General features: G+C 55.0%; 12 protein-coding genes. 3 read left to right on the plus strand and 9 right to left on the minus strand.

Annotated features, from left to right (window positions below):
* Positions 1-29 precede the first annotated feature (29 nt).
* The 9 genes from LVY75_12370 to LVY75_12410 form a co-directional block, all read right to left on the minus strand.
* Entirely contained in the window at positions 30-5,009 is a 4,980-nt protein-coding gene (locus LVY75_12370) for a tape measure protein (protein XAZ24015.1), read from the minus strand.
* 2 nt (positions 5,010-5,011) lie between these two features.
* Positions 5,012-5,425: a hypothetical protein gene (locus tag LVY75_12375; GenBank protein XAZ24016.1), complete on the minus strand. Its 414-nt coding sequence runs from the start codon at positions 5,423-5,425 to the stop codon at positions 5,012-5,014.
* A gap of 31 nt (positions 5,426-5,456) precedes the next feature.
* Positions 5,457-7,919, minus strand: a complete 2,463-nt coding sequence (locus LVY75_12380; protein XAZ24017.1) for a DUF5906 domain-containing protein — start codon at positions 7,917-7,919, stop codon at positions 5,457-5,459.
* A 90-nt stretch (positions 7,920-8,009) separates the two neighbouring features.
* Positions 8,010-8,321, minus strand: a complete 312-nt coding sequence (locus LVY75_12385) for a hypothetical protein (GenBank protein ID XAZ24018.1) — start codon at positions 8,319-8,321, stop codon at positions 8,010-8,012.
* On the minus strand, positions 8,318-9,094 hold the full coding sequence (locus LVY75_12390) for a hypothetical protein (GenBank protein XAZ24019.1): 777 nt from the start codon (positions 9,092-9,094) through the stop codon (positions 8,318-8,320). The genes LVY75_12385 and LVY75_12390 overlap by 4 nt, the downstream gene beginning before the upstream one ends.
* 113 nt (positions 9,095-9,207) lie before the next feature.
* Positions 9,208-9,822, minus strand: a complete 615-nt coding sequence (locus tag LVY75_12395) for a hypothetical protein (protein XAZ24020.1) — start codon at positions 9,820-9,822, stop codon at positions 9,208-9,210.
* Positions 9,823-9,842: 20 nt separating this feature from the next.
* Complete coding sequence (locus LVY75_12400; protein ID XAZ24021.1) at positions 9,843-10,103, minus strand: hypothetical protein; 261 nt, start codon at positions 10,101-10,103, stop codon at positions 9,843-9,845.
* Positions 10,104-11,025: 922 nt separating this feature from the next.
* Positions 11,026-11,388 carry a thermonuclease family protein gene (locus tag LVY75_12405; protein ID XAZ24022.1) on the minus strand — a complete coding sequence of 121 codons (363 nt, stop codon included), beginning with the start codon at positions 11,386-11,388 and terminating at the stop codon, positions 11,026-11,028.
* Positions 11,389-11,945: 557 nt separating this feature from the next.
* On the minus strand, positions 11,946-12,707 hold the full coding sequence (locus LVY75_12410) for a hypothetical protein (protein ID XAZ24023.1): 762 nt from the start codon (positions 12,705-12,707) through the stop codon (positions 11,946-11,948).
* Positions 12,708-12,836: 129 nt separating this feature from the next.
* Here LVY75_12410 and LVY75_12415 point away from each other — a divergent pair, with 129 nt between their 5' ends.
* The 3 genes from LVY75_12415 to LVY75_12425 all read left to right on the plus strand — a co-directional run bounded on the left by LVY75_12415 (position 12,837) and on the right by LVY75_12425 (position 15,555).
* Positions 12,837-13,580 carry a hypothetical protein gene (locus LVY75_12415; GenBank protein XAZ24024.1) on the plus strand — a complete coding sequence of 248 codons (744 nt, stop codon included), beginning with the start codon at positions 12,837-12,839 and terminating at the stop codon, positions 13,578-13,580.
* A 95-nt stretch (positions 13,581-13,675) separates the two neighbouring features.
* Positions 13,676-14,794: a nucleotide-binding protein gene (locus LVY75_12420; GenBank protein ID XAZ24025.1), complete on the plus strand. Its 1,119-nt coding sequence runs from the start codon at positions 13,676-13,678 to the stop codon at positions 14,792-14,794.
* A complete protein-coding gene (locus tag LVY75_12425; GenBank protein ID XAZ24026.1) occupies positions 14,791-15,555 on the plus strand; it encodes a hypothetical protein in 765 nt (254 codons plus the stop codon). Before LVY75_12420 ends, LVY75_12425 begins: the two co-directional genes overlap by 4 nt.
* Positions 15,556-15,566 lie beyond the last annotated feature (11 nt).

Raw genomic sequence — 15,566 nt, forward strand, 5'->3', positions numbered from 1 at the left:
GGTGTAGATATCGCCGACGGGGCTCATCATCAGACCCCCAACACTTTACGAATGGTTTGAGCGTTGTTCTTGATGTGGGTGATGACGACTTTCTCGCCGTGCGAGCTGGCAACAGCGTTCGAAAGATCGCGTTCGTTGAGAACCAAGACCTGCTTAATCGGCTGGCCACCCTTCGATTCTGATGGCTTTTCTTGGCCGGAATTGAAGCGATGACGTGGATCCTGTTCCGTTAGGACCTCTTCATTCTTCTTCAAAACGGCCGGCACTTCATCAGGGCGCAAGCCCGCAATGCCGCCCGAGTGATAGCGCATGATGTTCCCGACCCAATCGAAGTTGAGCTGCCTCGACATGTTGCCGCCGCCGATCGCTGCCGATCCGACCAGGCCTCCGGTATGTCCGGTGATGACTTTGGCAACACCGCCGAGACCCTGAGCGGCTTGACCAATTGGCCCTCCGAAACCGGCCAGGGCATTGAGGATCATCTGCTGCAGGATCATCGTCGCAATTTGGCGCAGGAAATCGGCGGCAAACTGCAAGAAGGCCTGGCCGAGCGCCTGGAAAGCGTTGGCGCCATTGGCAACCGACTGCGCGAAATTGTCGAAGGCGCCGACGAGACCATTGGCGAAAGATCCGACCAGTTCCTGCACGTTCGATGCTGAGAGACCGAACGCGGTCAGGCCGCTGCCAACCTTAGCGGTGTTCAGCTGCACCTTCTGAAGCTGCGCGACCATTTTCTCGTCGCCGAGCGCTCGCGCGAGCTCCAATGCCTTGGGAACAGCTGCGCTCAGCTGGTCGTTGACTCCTTGAAGTTGCGTTACCAGTTCCTGAGTGCGCCCGCTGTCACCAGCGTTCTGCGCCATGTTGATCTCTTGCAGCAGGTTCTTGCGCTGCTGGTCGAGGCCGATGATGTCGTTAAGCTGCTCACGGGCTTCCTGCTGATTGGCTTTCAGCTGCTCGTCAGCATGCGCAGAGTCGTATTTCGCCGCGGCTGCTTCCTTGATCGCATCGCGTTGCGCCTGGCTAAGGGTGACGCCTTCCTTGATTGCTTCGTTCTCAGCCTGAGCGAGTTCACGCGCTACCTTGGCTTCTTTGTTGGAGTCCTTGCGCGCGTCGGCTTCGTCCTTCCAGGCTTTCACCCGGCCGGTGATGCCCTGGTCGAAAGATTCCTGCTTGGTCTGGCCGCCAGCCATAATTGGCGAGCCGCTGCCGATTTTTTGGAAGGACCAATTAATCAGGTCGCGCGCAGTGGTGTCAGACTTGATTACTGTCGGATTGGCCGCTGCCGACGCCGGATCAACCAGGTTCTTCGCTAGCTCGTCGGGATTGGCGAGCACAACCTTGATCGCATCGCCGGCACCGAGAAAGTGCGCGAGGTAGGTGTTGGTGTCCGTCGGCGCCACTCCCGCGTTCGCGAGCTGCATCTGGTTCTGCTTGGTGAATTCTTGAAGAACAGGCCGCGCAAATTCGTCTCTGCTTCGATAACCAAGCTTCTGAGCGTCCGTCAGCCGCTGAAGTGCAGGAAACAGACGATTGAAGATCGGCAGCCAGGTGCCTTCGGTGAACTGGCCGATCCCGCGTGCGCTCGATGTCGACGGTCCTGTTCCGTCCTGACCGCCTTCCTGGCGGATGATGCGATCGATGAGGTTGCCGCTGATATTGGGGAGAGAGTCGAACTGCTTCTGCATGAACGACTGATTGATGCCGGCGACTGCATCACTGTACGCCTTCGTAGCGTCGAGAACCTGACCCATCGTGGTCGCGAGATTCATCGCATCCTTGTACTGTTTCTCGAGACCTTTGAGTGCCTCGAGCTTTTTAAGCTCTTCGCCGACGCCGGGAATGTTCTCCTGCATATCAAGCAATAGCTTGTTGAACGCTGTTGCCTTGCCCTGATAGTCGAGGTTCTGCGATGTCTCTTGTGCAGATTTTCCGAGGCCAAGGAGCGCCTTGTCGGCGTCAGTCGCGGCCCCGTTCATCTGCCGAACCAACGCTTCCGCACTGGCAATTGCATCACCAAGATCCTTTAGACTCGTCTCGCCTTCGCCGGCATTGTTGACGATGTTCAGGATCTCGAGCGCGATTTGCTTCAGCTGCTCATCGGCCGGATTCAGCGCGATATCGTTGAGGGCGCTTTCAAGCTCTTTGACGGAAATCGCGCCTGAGCGGGCGGCCTTTAGGGCGTCCTGGAACTGAGCAAGTTGGCGCACCTGTGGAGAATCCGATGGGAAATCCTGAAATGCGTAGGTGAGCCTCCTGCTCGATTCTTCCGCGGACGCCGCGGTTTTATCGAACTGCTTCTTGAGATCCTGGACGCTCGCGATGGCCTGAGCCATGGTGACGCCGCTGATCTTTTTCGCCCAATCACCTGCCTTATCGCCGGCCGCGTTGTAAGCGGCAACAACGATGTCGATTTGGCGCTTGTGCTCTTCAACGGCCGAGGTGGCATTGCCAATGCTGGTCAGCCAGGTGCCAACCGCGTAGGTCACCGCGGTCAGGGCGATGCCGATCGGGCCGCCGAACGCTGCCAGCAGTGCGCGAAAGCCAGTAGCCGTCACGACAAGAGCAGTCTGCAAACCGCCAACGGCACTAGCCAAGCTGACAACGCCTGTACGGGCGAGGGCGCTCTGGCTCGTCGAGGCGAGGAGGTTTTGCCGGAAGCTGCCGAGTGAGCTCACACTTTGCGCCAGAGCTCGCCCGAACATAGTTTGCGAGTTCGTTGCTGCTTGGGTTCGAGGGCCGACAAGTGTCAGCTCGCGATTGAAAGCCTGCATCGCCGACACTGCCTGCAGCATTTTGCCAGCAAGGCCTCCGAAGAGCTCGGCGACTTTCGCCGCTGCAAATACCTTCAGGGCCGCGGCGATGAGGTCAAAATATTTCGGTACCTCAGCGAGGACTTTAATTGCCTCGCCAACAGCTTTGCCGATCGCAGTAAAGGTATTCTGGCCGTCGCTCGACTGAGCGAAAGAATGGAAGGACTGAAGGGCTGATTGCAGCGCCGGGACAAAGCCGTTTGCCACTGCGATCTGAGAGGACTGAACGTCGTTTTGAAAGCGGCCGAGATCCGTCGTCAAGCTTTGCAGCGAAGCGCCAAGCTGAGGGCCAAAACGCCTCGTCAGCTCGTCGGCGAACCGGAGAAGAGTGGAGCGATCGGCAAGGACGTCACCCTTCTGCATCATCTGATCGAGTTCGGCCGTTGATTTGCCGATTGCCGTAGCGAAGATGTTAAAGGCGCCCGGTAGGCGTTCGCCCAATTGACCACGCAACTCTTCGGCGGAAACCTTGCCCTTCGAGATCATTTGAGTCAGGGCGAGGAAAACGCCAGACGTTTCGGCAACGCTCAGCTGATTGACGCGCGCTGCTTCAGCAAGAGAAATGAAAATCTTGCGGGTGTCTTCGGTGGTGAAGTTGGCAGCCCGCGCGGCAACAGCGAACTTGCCGTACTCGTCTGCCAGTGTGCCGAAGCTAATACCGAGCCTATCGGCCTGGTCACGCAAGAAGGCGACTTCGGTCGCAACCTTTCCGGTGTCCTGATTGAACACTGAACCAAGGCGGCTTTGGACAGCTTCGAGTTGGCGGAAAGAGTCGACGGCACCGGACACCTGTCCGAGTGCTGCCTGGAATCCGATGTAGCTCGCGGTCAGTCCAAGGATCTCGCTTCGGATCGACTGAAGCACCGAAACAGTGCGGGCATTTTCCTTGCCCACGGTCGCGAGTGCTCGTGCGAATGCAGACGTCTGGCCTGACGCGCTCGCCATTGCCGCGCTGGTCTGTTGTGCGGCTGGCGCGATCTGCCGGATGGCACTGGCTGATCGACTGAACTCTTTGAAGGTGGCATTTGCAGACCCGCCAAGGCTTGCGAGCGCCTGGCGCTGCGACTCATATTCTTGCTTGGCTAGACGTGCCTTCGCCTGGGCAGCACCGAAGGCGGCACCCAACTCTTCGGTCGGAGCTTCGGCAGCGCGCATCTGTTGCGCCAGTGCCTTGACGTCAGTCTGTGCGGCGACCCATTCGCGACGGGCCTCGAGGACGGCTCGGCGCTGCGTGGCAAGAGCCTGAACATCGATGCCACCTGCAGCCGTCGCGGTATCTGATGCGCCGCTGATCGTCTTTACGTTCGACAAACCCTCAATGCGCGCCTTGGCTGCCGCAAGATTGGCTGCCATCCGCTGAGCCGCGGCGCTGACATTTTCCTGCGAGATCGCGACACCGCCAAGCGCTTCACCGGCTTTCGCCGACACGCCACGGATGGAGTCGAGTTCGGTGCGTGCTTTTCCGAGATCGTCGCGCTCGGCGTTAAGCGCAATGGCAGTTCGTGCCACCTCGTTGCCAAGTTGGTTCTGCAACGATGTTGCGGCCGACACCTGCGGGCGCAGGTTCTTGATAGCATCAGAGGACTGCTTGATCGCGTCCTGGTATTCCTGGACCTGCTTGATGACCTGAGCTTGAGCATTTTTCTGTGCCGGCAGATCGGCAGAGATGAAAGCACCGGCAGACTTTGCAGCCGGTCTGACGAAATGATCGGGAGTCGACCCAAGCTGCTTGTTGTAGCGGGCCTGGTTCTGCTCCGCCTGTCGAACTTGCTTGTTGACCTCGGCCAATTCCTTGCGGCTGGCGGCAAGGGCATTCTTGTTCGAGGCAAGCGAGTTTTCTTCGGCAGCCAGTTGGGCCTTCAGCCGCGTGGCTGCCTGCGCTGCTGCATCACTGTCGCGCGCAAGCTTTGCGAGTTCACCGGCATTGCTGCGCAGTGAGCCTTCCATGCGGGTGACGGCAGCCGTTGCCTTGTCGAGCTCGGCAGCGACTTTCCCGGCCGCCTGAAGTTTGTTCAGTTCGCCTTCAAATTTCTGAGCTTGGGAGGCGATCTTGCCAAGGGCATCCGAGGTTTTCCCGGCTCCCTTGGCAACGTCGTCCATATCACCGACGTTCTTCTTCAGCGCCTTCGAGATTTTGTCGAGTTCGCCGGAAGCCCGGTCTTTCGCCCTGATAACAAGATCGATATCTTTACCGGCCATTGTCAGTGTCTCCGATCGCTGCCGGTTGAGAAGACCGAGGTTTCACGAGCTTTCGCGACTGCCAAATTGACGATGTGTGCGAGAATTTCTTCGAGCGAGCGTCCAGGGAAGGTGGCGATTATCGTTTGATGTGCGCAAGCGATCCGAAACAGGTGGCCTGATTTCGCGATCTTCTCACGAGCGATTCCGGTGCCGACTGCAGCTATGGCGTCGATGACAGGTCCGCACCGCTCGAAAACTCGGCCCGCAATATGATCGGCGATGGGATCAAGACCGGTTGCTGCCGCCTGTGCGGCATATGCGTCAACGATATCCGCGATATTGCCGGGACCGAGTTCGTCGACGATCGCGTTTACCTCGATCTCAGTTAGAGCTCTGGTATTCGGAGCGAGGAACGCTGTAAGGATATCAAGCATCTCGGTCACCTTCGTCTAGTCTATTCAACATTTAGTTGAATAGATCGTCATCATTGAAAGTATTGCGGGAATCAATGGGAAGATCAATGGCGTTATCCGGCCAGTTGATTTCGGCGCCTATCCAGCGATCAAACTCGTCACGGCAGTCGGGAAGGGGAGGGACTACGCAAAGCCGGAGTCGTCTGCCTTCGTCGCGGACTCTCACCGGTTCGAATTGTGGGAGCATCGCCTTCAAACTTTTGGAGAATGCTACCTCACTGGCCTCCAGCCCCTGATAACGCTGTTTGTGAAACCAGCGGCCATAGGCATCTCGGAACTCTGATTTGATTACGCGTATAGGCTCGGCCGGCCACGCATCTGCCATTGTGTGGCCCATGCCATCGAAGGCACCCTGGTAAAGCACCCCGTGCCACCAGCGCTCGACGTTCTTAAGGCCCTCCACCTTCTGCTCTGCGAGAGCCTCGGTGTCCGGAACGGCACGGACCTGGAAATCGGAAATATCGTAGGTTAGGAGATAGTGCAGCAGCGCCTCGCGCCCGCCGTTATTCATCTCGTTGTGCAGGGCGTCGAAATACTTGTGGTCGTTACAGCGTTGAGACGAGACATTCAGGACAAAGAAGCGCCTCTCATCCTGAGTTGCCGGGACCACCCACCGCTCATTCGACGAGATGAAGAGGCGCAGGACCGATTTGATCGGGAATGCATTCATGCCCTTCGGCTCGATCATCACGTTGTTGGATGTGATAAGATATTTAAGCTGGCCTTCAGCCTTCTTGTCGCCGGCCCAGAAGCCTTCTTGAACGCTAAGCAGCAAGCAGCGCTCCTGATGAGCGTTGAACTTGCCCGTCATCTGCTCCTGATTGCCGATCGTGATGTAGTGATTCTGGAAGAGACTGCCCACGTAGTCCGCGACAGTGTCCTTGCCAGCGCCCTTCTTGCCGATCGCAATGACCGCAACGCCCGGCTTCTCCTCGGGCTTCTGGACCATGTGAGCAAGCCAGCCTAACAGGTACCAGAAATGCTCCTCATTACCATTGCAGAATATCGTCAGCAGGTGATCTAGGAAGAGCGCGCAGGATCTGTTGCCGTCGGGCTCGACCGAGAAGCCCTGCCAATGGTTATAGGCACCTTCGACTACGCGGTTCGGTGCAAAAACAATGCCGTTCGGATATGATCGACGATGTTTCGAGCGCATCCACTGCTTGGACAGAGGCTCGGTTGTCTTGTCTTTGGGTACGCGGTCGTTTTCGTGGTAATTATGTAGGTCGTTGACGGAGCCGTAAGTGACGGTGTTGTCAGCATGAAAGTCCAGGATCACGGTTTTGCTGCTGACACGTGCCACAGCAAATCGTTCGTTCATCCTGGCGATCTTCGGCGGTGCGCCGCGGCCGAGCTCGAACTCGACTTCAGCTTTCTTCAGCTTCAGCTGTGATTTCGACAGCTTTGACTTCTCGGGACCGTTCCCGGCGCCAAGGAGATCGTCGAACATGTCTGTTCGGCTGTCGTCGATCTCCTCGACATCGTCAAAGTCATCCTCGATCGAATCGAGCGCGCGTTCTGCCCTGATTTCCCGCGCGACCGCGACGAGACTGGCCATGCGGAACGGCGCCTGTGCCCGGTTCCTGAACGATTTCCAGACACGCTTTTGGTCTTTCTCGTCGAACTTCTCGCTGATCTTGGAATACTTGCACCACGTCTCGAAGCCGAAATCCGAACCATCGGTCTCATGATGCAGAGCCATGCCGACTCGCATCCACTGGTCGCGGTCTTCAAACCATTCCGCTGCCGGCAAGTCGTCGAGGACGGCAATAATCTCATCATCTTCTAGGCCGAGAGGCTGCTGGCGCTCCGGATTGGCCTCGGTCTCTTCCCTGTCCTCGGCGATTCGGGCGACTGCCCCTGACGGCAGGATTGGCCCGATGCCCATATCCAGAAAATCAAAGTCGAACTCGCGCAGCCAGCGATACGGCTGTCCGGTGTCAGGATGTATGGAGGGTGGAATAGCCGCCTGCGCGCCGGTCGCGAGGAGATGGAGCTCCCAATCCCACTTCTTGACGTCGCGCTGCTTGCTTTCATCCCACACCAGGGCGAAACCGTCGCTGTGAGCGAACTTCTTGGGCGGGAACGGCTTGTCTGTGAGGATATAGAAGTGGCGGCTCTCACCACCCGAGCCCGAGATGACGGTCGGGACTGATTCCAGATCGAGTTCGGGGAGCAGTTCAAGGAGTTTTTCGCGCGCTTCGTCGACCTTGGACGGCACGCGGATGTCGAAATCAATGATGTGCAGGTAGAGGCCTGAGACCACAGACCATTTGCCGAGACGGACGCCGACATTATTGCCGTCGCGATATGTGCGCTTGAGATCTGCGAGCGATGCGACGGGCTTGGCAGCCCAATCGTTTCCGATCGGCCTTTTTGATTTTGGGTGCAGCCATTGCAGAGCGAATCCGGCTTTCGCCAGGCGCTCGATTTTCGGGGGAAGGGCTGCAGTCATTTGCTATTCCACATTCGGTTGATCAGGAGGCCGAGTTCGACCGTGGCGCCGCAAGGACGCGCTGATGATTTTCGGTTTTGAGATCCGCGGTTAGTGGATCGGCGAGCCCGCTTGCGGCCGGTCGGACGAATCCGCCCAAGCTTCGGCGCGGTCGCGAAGATCCGGAGCTATTTCAGTTTCCGGAACCATGAGGAGTTGCGAGTACGTGCCATCCAACCTGATCTTAGTGAGGATTTCCGAGTTCAGCGCGGCTTCCTTGCCTACTAGAGACACCATAGCTTGACGACTGCGCGCCTCGCGCTTGGAAGCCGAATAAGCCTCATTCTTGTTGAGGCCTAGCTCCATGAGCTCGCGCTTACGCCGACGCCGAAAACGCTCAAATGTGGGGGACAGGCCACTCATAGTGAATCCCCTGCCATTTCGGAAGCAAGCTGCTGACAAGCTTCAGCAAAGCCGGGGAACTCTTTCGATGTGACAACATTGAACCACGTTGGACGGATCGGAGAATCGAACCGAACCGCGCTCCTGAAGCTTTCGATAAATCTCAAACCCATGGGAGTGTCGTTATGATCGAAACCCGAGTGGTTTTCGATAGCTAGAAGTGCGGCCATTTCATCGTAAAGTTGGTGAAAATGATAGCGGATCGCGTCGTATCGGTGGAGACGCCGCGCGATAAGCCAATCCCTGGTCGCACTCTTCAACCGCAGCTTAATTGTGGCTTTCTTCGACTCGATTTCATCGACTTTCTCACGAATAATGTCGATCGCCCGATTTGCCGCAGCACAATCCCGCTCCGAGGCGGAAACCTGCTCCTGCAGTGCGCTGAGAGCTTCCTTGAGCTGATCCAAATCAACTGACGAGCTAGCGTTGATAATATTTAGCGCTTCCGCCTCGGTAATCTTCGCCTTGGTCTCGTCGATCTCTTCGAGCCGATTGTCGCGATCCTGAAGCGTTTTTGCGGCGCGCGCGATTTTTGCGCCATATTGATCGCGCTCGTGGTCGAGATTAGCGATCATCCGCATCATTTGCTCTCTGCGGGCTTGAATGGGCGCAAGATCCGGCAAGCGCGCCGGTACGAAACTGCGCGGCATCTCGTTCGGCTCCTTTGCCAGAGCAAACGGTTGTGGCTTAGGAAGCGGTGCGGGGTGGTCAACGAATGTTTCGGAAATCGCCATCGGGACTGCCTTTCGATGTCAGTTGCCAACATGACATACGAAACGGGCCTCTTCGGCAAACCATCTCTTGTCACAGTTTCAAGCGGTAAAAACTGTGACAAAACCTAGTTCGTTCAGTACGGCATAAGGTCCCCCAACAGATCCCCAAAGAGCGACTGGTGAAGCTCCAAACTGCGGCGTGACGCCAACAATCGTCGCAACCGCTTGTCGATCTGTTGTTCTGCCCAAGCTTGACGATCCCGAGAATCCCGCTTCTCACACTCTTCCATGGGATAACCCTCCATTTGGTAGAATGTTTTCACAACGTCACGTCGATCTTTGAGCTCGTTAAATTTGGGCGCCTTCAGCTTGTCGCTACTAGAGTTTTCGACCACTTTGTCGTGGATCGCGACAAGCAACCTGTGACGCTTCGCCGTCCAAAAGGGATCTTGCGGTCCCCTTTTGCCTTTCGCACTCCTCTGTTTTTGCAAGCTCAGACGTGTGGCATTCGCCGTTACAGCAATCATGCGGTTGATTAGCGATTTGTGAGCATCGAAAAGTCTGTTTTCGACAAGGATGGTCGCTATTTCCAGCAACGCCGAAGCCTCGGTCATGGTGTCGTCGATCTCGATCGAACCTTCTTCCGTCTGAAGTTGCTGGACAGCCTCGCGTGCCTCTCCTGAGAGATGTTCAAGGGTGGCGATATGGTGAAGCGGCACGACCGGCGCCACTTCTTTCTCATGTTGCATGGATTTGACCCCCTGTGGACCTATCGGATCAAGCTCTCAGCGATCTGCTGGCAGAAGCCAACCTCAACACCGCCATGTTTACGGCGAACGGCGATCGATTTAACCACGTGACCAAGCAACATCGGCGCCTCATTGTCCTTCATGACGGAAATCAGTTCGAGAGCATATGCCCGGCCCGCAGCGTTGTCAGTGGCCCAATCGCCGGTTTCGGTCGGAGCCCAGAGATTGATTTCGCCGCATGCCTGGTTTGCGAAGGAGAGGGTGGTAGTCAGTTTGCTCATGGGAAGATCCTTTCTTGCCGGCGCTCCCAACTGAGCACCATAAGCAAGACATTAAATGATATCGTTTAATGTGTCAATTAACTATATCGTTTATTCAATGGTGGCTCTGCGTTGACTCAATAAACGATATATTTTATTCCATAACCATGGGTAGACCGCCGCTAAACAACAAACCGATACTTATTCGCCTGTCAGAGGAATCAATCGCCAAGATTGACTCGCTGGTCGGGACCTATGGCCGTGCGAAATTCATCCGCGAGGCAGTGGAAAACGAGATCGAAAGGCGTGCTGCTGAGGGTCTTTCAAAATCCGACCAGTAGAAGGTCGCGACAGCTTTCACAGCGGATTTTATTCAACTGTCCCCAGACCATCTAGGGACACGCATTGAGTGGGCCTTCCATCTAGGGACAGCTCATCTATCTAATTTCGTTCAGTAAAATTTGTGCCGTCCCTAGTGTCCCTAGAGTCCCTAGTGAAATCTCAATCGCTTATAATGCGTAAGTGAACAGCCGGTGGTTAAGTTGAATGTCCATTGTGCAGTGTTCATTGAATTTCGTTATTTCTACATGTGATTATTTCACTAGGGACACTAGGGACACTAGGGACACTAGGGACAACCATTGTTATAATATTGATATTTAGAAGAAAAATCCGGCCCTAGTGAATACCTTTTTGTCCCTAGTGTCCCTAGATTTTCGAAAAAGGTTGAATACACAAGGGACATAATCCAGAAAAATTCTGGCAAAAAATTTTTATGGAGCGGGGCTCAGCGCCCCTCGCCATGCACTGTTACACAGAATGGGACCCGTAGCGATCCGGCTCAATGTCCCTTGTGCGGATGAGCGGTTAACGCTGTCTCTTGTGCAGACCTACAGATGTTGATGTCTATTGTGCAGAAGCTCGGCGAACATTCTGCTGCGGACTAATCATCGGTCTGAATACGCAGCTTACCGCGTTGGCGAGCGTCGGCGCGCCATAGCTTTCGGCGTGCATCTGCCGTTTCAAGGTGCCGATATTTCCCACCCGAAAACTTCGGCCAGTCTAGGGCGAGGCCGCGGCGAACGAGTTCGGCTGACAAATCGCTCCCATCCGCGAGAAAGCACTCGGCTACCACGCGGTCATAAGAGAGCTCTGGCCTGATCCGAGCCGTCACGATCTGCCCCTTGCACAATTGGACCAGCGCCCATTTGGCCTGTTTGCCGAAAGGGTGATCGAGCTCCGGTGCGTCTATTCCTGCCAAGCGAATGCGAACGTCATTAATGACAATGGTGTCGCCATCGACCACCCAGCATTTGCCCTGCAAGACTGTTGCGGGCGGGGGCACTGGAACTGAGGGATTGGATGGCGTTACGATGATAACGGGCGCTTCAGGCGGTCGCGGCTGGGATTTCCATCCGCGCTTTCCGACGAACAGTCGTAACAAAATCCGAAATAGCATCAAATTCCCCCATGCAGCTTCAGATGAAGCGTGCAAATTGTTGGCACATCTTTAAGATGTCCTGCAAGCGTTGTGCAGGCCTACAAATGTCGACGCCTATTTTGCATTGTCGCTTGTGGAGACATTCAGTTTATGGGGTCCCATCGTGCAGAGGATCGGCCATACTGTCTGTTGTGCAGCGCGAATTGTGCGAGTGATCCAAAAAGTCACCAACCCATTCTATCGTTCAGAGCGATGCTCTCGTGCCAAGGTTCACACGAAAGGAGTCGATCGAGAAGGTGAAAAGGTTTCGCGCGCATTGGTCGTGGCGTGGCCAAGAGGTGGGCACAGGCAGACCACATAGAGCACCGACAGGGGAGAGTGTTGATGTCTCCCAAGGGACATTTGCAAGATAAGCTTTGACCTCAAAATCCGAGGTCGATCAGCGGCGTGTCGTGCCGGGGTGCGGATTCCGTCACGCTCTTGATCTCGCTATTCGAAACAAAAGCGATTTTGCCATCCTGCCTCAACTTGATGACGGTTACTTCTGAGAATCGGGCAACCACTCTCGCCTCCAAACAAGGGTCGAGGCAGATTTCTTGACCCGTCCAATCACCGCTTGGTGCTGGAGTTGAAAGAAGCGCGAAGCTGGTGAGGAAGTAGCTTGCTTGCGCGATCGTCGCGAAGAACGCGCATATCGCAGCAAATGGTACCAAAGTCAGCGCTCGACTATGCTTACGCGCGTGAAAACGAACAGTATCAAAAATCAAAATGATCAGGAGGGTAGCGACGCCGAATTCCGCTACTGAGTAACGCGAGGGCGGTAGGAAAAGCCAGGCAACAACCCATACGACAAGGAGCGGTATAATGACGAGCCGCGAAGTGGGCTTCAGTCCATCGTCTGCAGTACTCTGAACTACCGGATCTGGCCGGCTTAATCTGTGCAGCGTAATAGCGGCAAGGAGAGCAAAAACCACAGGCGAGATGATCAGCGCGTTTGCGGCAACGTCTGCGACAGTAATGTAAGAAAATGCTGATCGGCCGATCGCTAAGCATTTCCCAAATATGAGAGCGATGCCGAAACAGAGACCGATGCTGACGACGGTGGCGGTCAGGCCTCCCATCAACTCGATCACTTCAGAGAATGGCCAGGAGGATGTCGGTGAATCGGTTTGCTTTTGCTTCATACACCTAGTCTTGTGAGCGATCATTTTCACGTCAAGCGAGCATTAAAATCTTCAACGAAAAACCAAAGGATATAGCGGCGAAATCTTACGCGAATTACATTCGAAGCTACAACTCACACTGAGTCGGAGATGGATTTCGTGGTGGAAAGCGCCAATACCAAAACATCTATTACCCTATCGACAATTATCGAATTTTGCGCCTGGCTTTCGATTGTTACGATCGTCAGCGGGTACATTTGGATTTACGTGATTTTGTACATGGCTGACATCACCACGCCTTTGTACTTCACGATCTCGGATTATGTCGCCCATGGCGCATCTCCAGGCGTGCTTTTTCTGGCAATACCATTTGCCGGCAATCTCACTCACGCCCTTCAATTCGAAGGAGAGAAGCCGAAAGGCTTGAGTCATGCGATCGGCATCAGCATCGTTGCTGCAGCGGTAGTTTTGCTGGTGCTCATTTTGATCGCTGGTGCGACGTATTTTTCGACGCCTACGCACACCATTCAACCGCTCGGAATTATTCGGTCGTTCTCTGGCCTGTTTGTGTTTCTCGGACTCGTCTTCGTCTCACACGTTTTGGTGCCGATACGTTTCAATCTCGTGTCAGTAGCTATGGTGTGCGCCGCGGCCATTTGGCTTTATACCGGAACGATAGCGGCGTCTTATGTGGATCGATACAATAAACCCATCTCACCGGATTCGGTTCAAGCCGACTTTCTGTTCGATGGAGCGGAGTTTCCGTTGATCTCTTGGTACCCGCTTTTGGCGACTGATCGTTACTATATCTTCATGGATCGCAACACGCGCTTGCCGGTCGTGATGGATGCCGGTGCCCTCAAGCGTGTCAACTATCTTTCTCGGGTGCCATAGACGGGCTGAATATGCCGATCCAAGGAACGTATGCTCACAAGATTGTAGCCGCCTGCTCGAAGTGACAGCAGCATTTTACAGAAGTCAGAATTCAGATGGAAAATACGAAAGAACTACTTAACTTGAGCGAGAAGTTCGAGCATTGCTCTGAGTTCCCTAACAGTGAAATTGAGCTACAGAAACTTGATGCACTGACAAAGGCTGCGGATGAAATCGGAAAGTCGTTTTCTGGGTCGTGGCTCGGTTACCACTCCAAGGTCTACTATGACGGATTTCGCGAGCCCCAACCAGGACGCCATTTCAGCCAAGAATGGGGGCTGATGAGAGTGCGGGCTTCAAGGGGTGGGAGCCCTTGGGAGGAAATGCCGGCTAAAACCGTGACGGAAGCTGTCCTGAAAAAAGCGGGTAATCCGAACCTAGATAGGCTGCGGGAGGCTGAGCGTGACGCAAGTAAGAGTTTCGACGAATTGATAGCGACGTTGACGTCAATTCTGCATCAAGAGCATGACGCCCTTCCTTCTGACAGATTCATCGACAAACTATTGGAAGATGCCGAATGCCTGCGCCGCTTCACTACGCTCGAAGTCGCTGATCAGTGGGCGCCAAAGGGGCAGATAATGACCCGCGACTCAACCGCCGTAAGCCAAGGGAATATCGCGCCGCCACACGTCCTCGTTCGCGCCGAGGCGATATCCATTCAAAACACTTTTGACATCTGCAAGAAGGCGGCTGCGATTGCCAAAAAGGCAGCGTCGCACATCGAACGCCGCGAACGCAAACTGCGCAGGGAGAGCCGAGTGGGCACAGACGTCTTTATTGGTCACGGTCGCTCGCTTTTGTGGCGCGAGCTCAAGGATTTCGTCTCCGATCGACTGCACCTCCCTTGGAACGAATTCAATCGAATCCCTGTTGCAGGAATGACAAACATTGCCAGGCTCTCGGAAATGCTTGAAAGCGCGGCAATTGCTTTGGTCATCATGACGGCCGAAGACGAATTGGCCGATGGTGAATTGCAGGCCAGAATGAACGTGATCCATGAGGTCGGCCTATTTCAGGGACGACTAGGGTTTTCAAGGGCCATCGTGCTCGTCGAGGAAGGATGTAAAATGTTCTCGAACATCGATGGGTTGGGACAGATCCGTTTTCCGAAAGGGAACATTAAAGCGACATTCGAAGAAGTCCGTGCAGTGATGGAGCGTGAGGGGCTAGTTTGACCAATCTTCCATCGCTCAATGATCCTCCATCGGCGAAGGTCAGAGATCTTGCCATGGCATTTATCAGTACGATCCCGATCCTTGCGGGCTTCGCGCAGCTGATTACTGCAGAAGTATGGGAGGATCCTAGAAACGCTGCGCTGAAGCGGTTTGCCGAAGCACTAGCTGAACGAGTTGTGGCTCTTGAAAGCAAGGCCGAAATTGATGTAGCCGAGGCGTTGGCCCGGCCGGAAACTCAGCCATTGTTGCGGCACGCATTTGACGCTGCGAGCAAATCAGTTGGCGAGAAAAAGCTTGAGGCTCTGAAGAATGCGGCAGCGCAAGGGATTTTTGAGAGAGGATACGCGTTCGACCTGTCTGTAATGGTCTTTTCGTTGCTCGACCGTCTGACGGAAGGCCACCTCAACTTGCTGCAAGCTTTGATCGATAAGTTTAATCAACATCATCAGTCAGCCTGGCCAAGCAAATCGTCACTGACAATGTATGACGTTCCTACGCTGCCAACAGATACCGACATGAGACAGCCACAACGTGTAGTCTCCGGTGACGACGGCTTCATCGACGGGTATCTCGTTCGCATAAATGCGATGCTTATTGATGACCTGATAAATATGGGATTGATTTCCGAGGTGAGGGGCGCTCCGACCGGAGTGGTAGCTATGTCAGTCGACGGGCCAACCAATATGCCGACAATGGTTCAATTTACGGACAAAGGTCGGTTGGTCTACGAGCACCTGTTTCCACGGGTTTCAAAATTTTGAAATAGCCTAAA

It is taken from the genome of Sinorhizobium sp. B11 (assembly GCA_039725955.1).
Classification (GTDB): domain Bacteria; phylum Pseudomonadota; class Alphaproteobacteria; order Rhizobiales; family Rhizobiaceae; genus Rhizobium.

Coding starts and splice junctions, on each gene's coding strand:
- LVY75_12370 (XAZ24015.1), bottom strand. CDS start 5,009: ATGGCCGGTAAAGATATCGATCTTGTTATCAGGGCGAAAGACCGGGCT.
- LVY75_12375 (XAZ24016.1), bottom strand. CDS start 5,425: ATGCTTGATATCCTTACAGCGTTCCTCGCTCCGAATACCAGAGCTCTA.
- LVY75_12380 (XAZ24017.1), bottom strand. CDS start 7,919: ATGACTGCAGCCCTTCCCCCGAAAATCGAGCGCCTGGCGAAAGCCGGA.
- LVY75_12385 (XAZ24018.1), bottom strand. CDS start 8,321: ATGAGTGGCCTGTCCCCCACATTTGAGCGTTTTCGGCGTCGGCGTAAG.
- LVY75_12390 (XAZ24019.1), bottom strand. CDS start 9,094: ATGGCGATTTCCGAAACATTCGTTGACCACCCCGCACCGCTTCCTAAG.
- LVY75_12395 (XAZ24020.1), bottom strand. CDS start 9,822: ATGCAACATGAGAAAGAAGTGGCGCCGGTCGTGCCGCTTCACCATATC.
- LVY75_12400 (XAZ24021.1), bottom strand. CDS start 10,103: ATGAGCAAACTGACTACCACCCTCTCCTTCGCAAACCAGGCATGCGGC.
- LVY75_12410 (XAZ24023.1), bottom strand. CDS start 12,707: ATGAAGCAAAAGCAAACCGATTCACCGACATCCTCCTGGCCATTCTCT.
- LVY75_12415 (XAZ24024.1), top strand. CDS start 12,837: ATGGATTTCGTGGTGGAAAGCGCCAATACCAAAACATCTATTACCCTA.
- LVY75_12420 (XAZ24025.1), top strand. CDS start 13,676: ATGGAAAATACGAAAGAACTACTTAACTTGAGCGAGAAGTTCGAGCAT.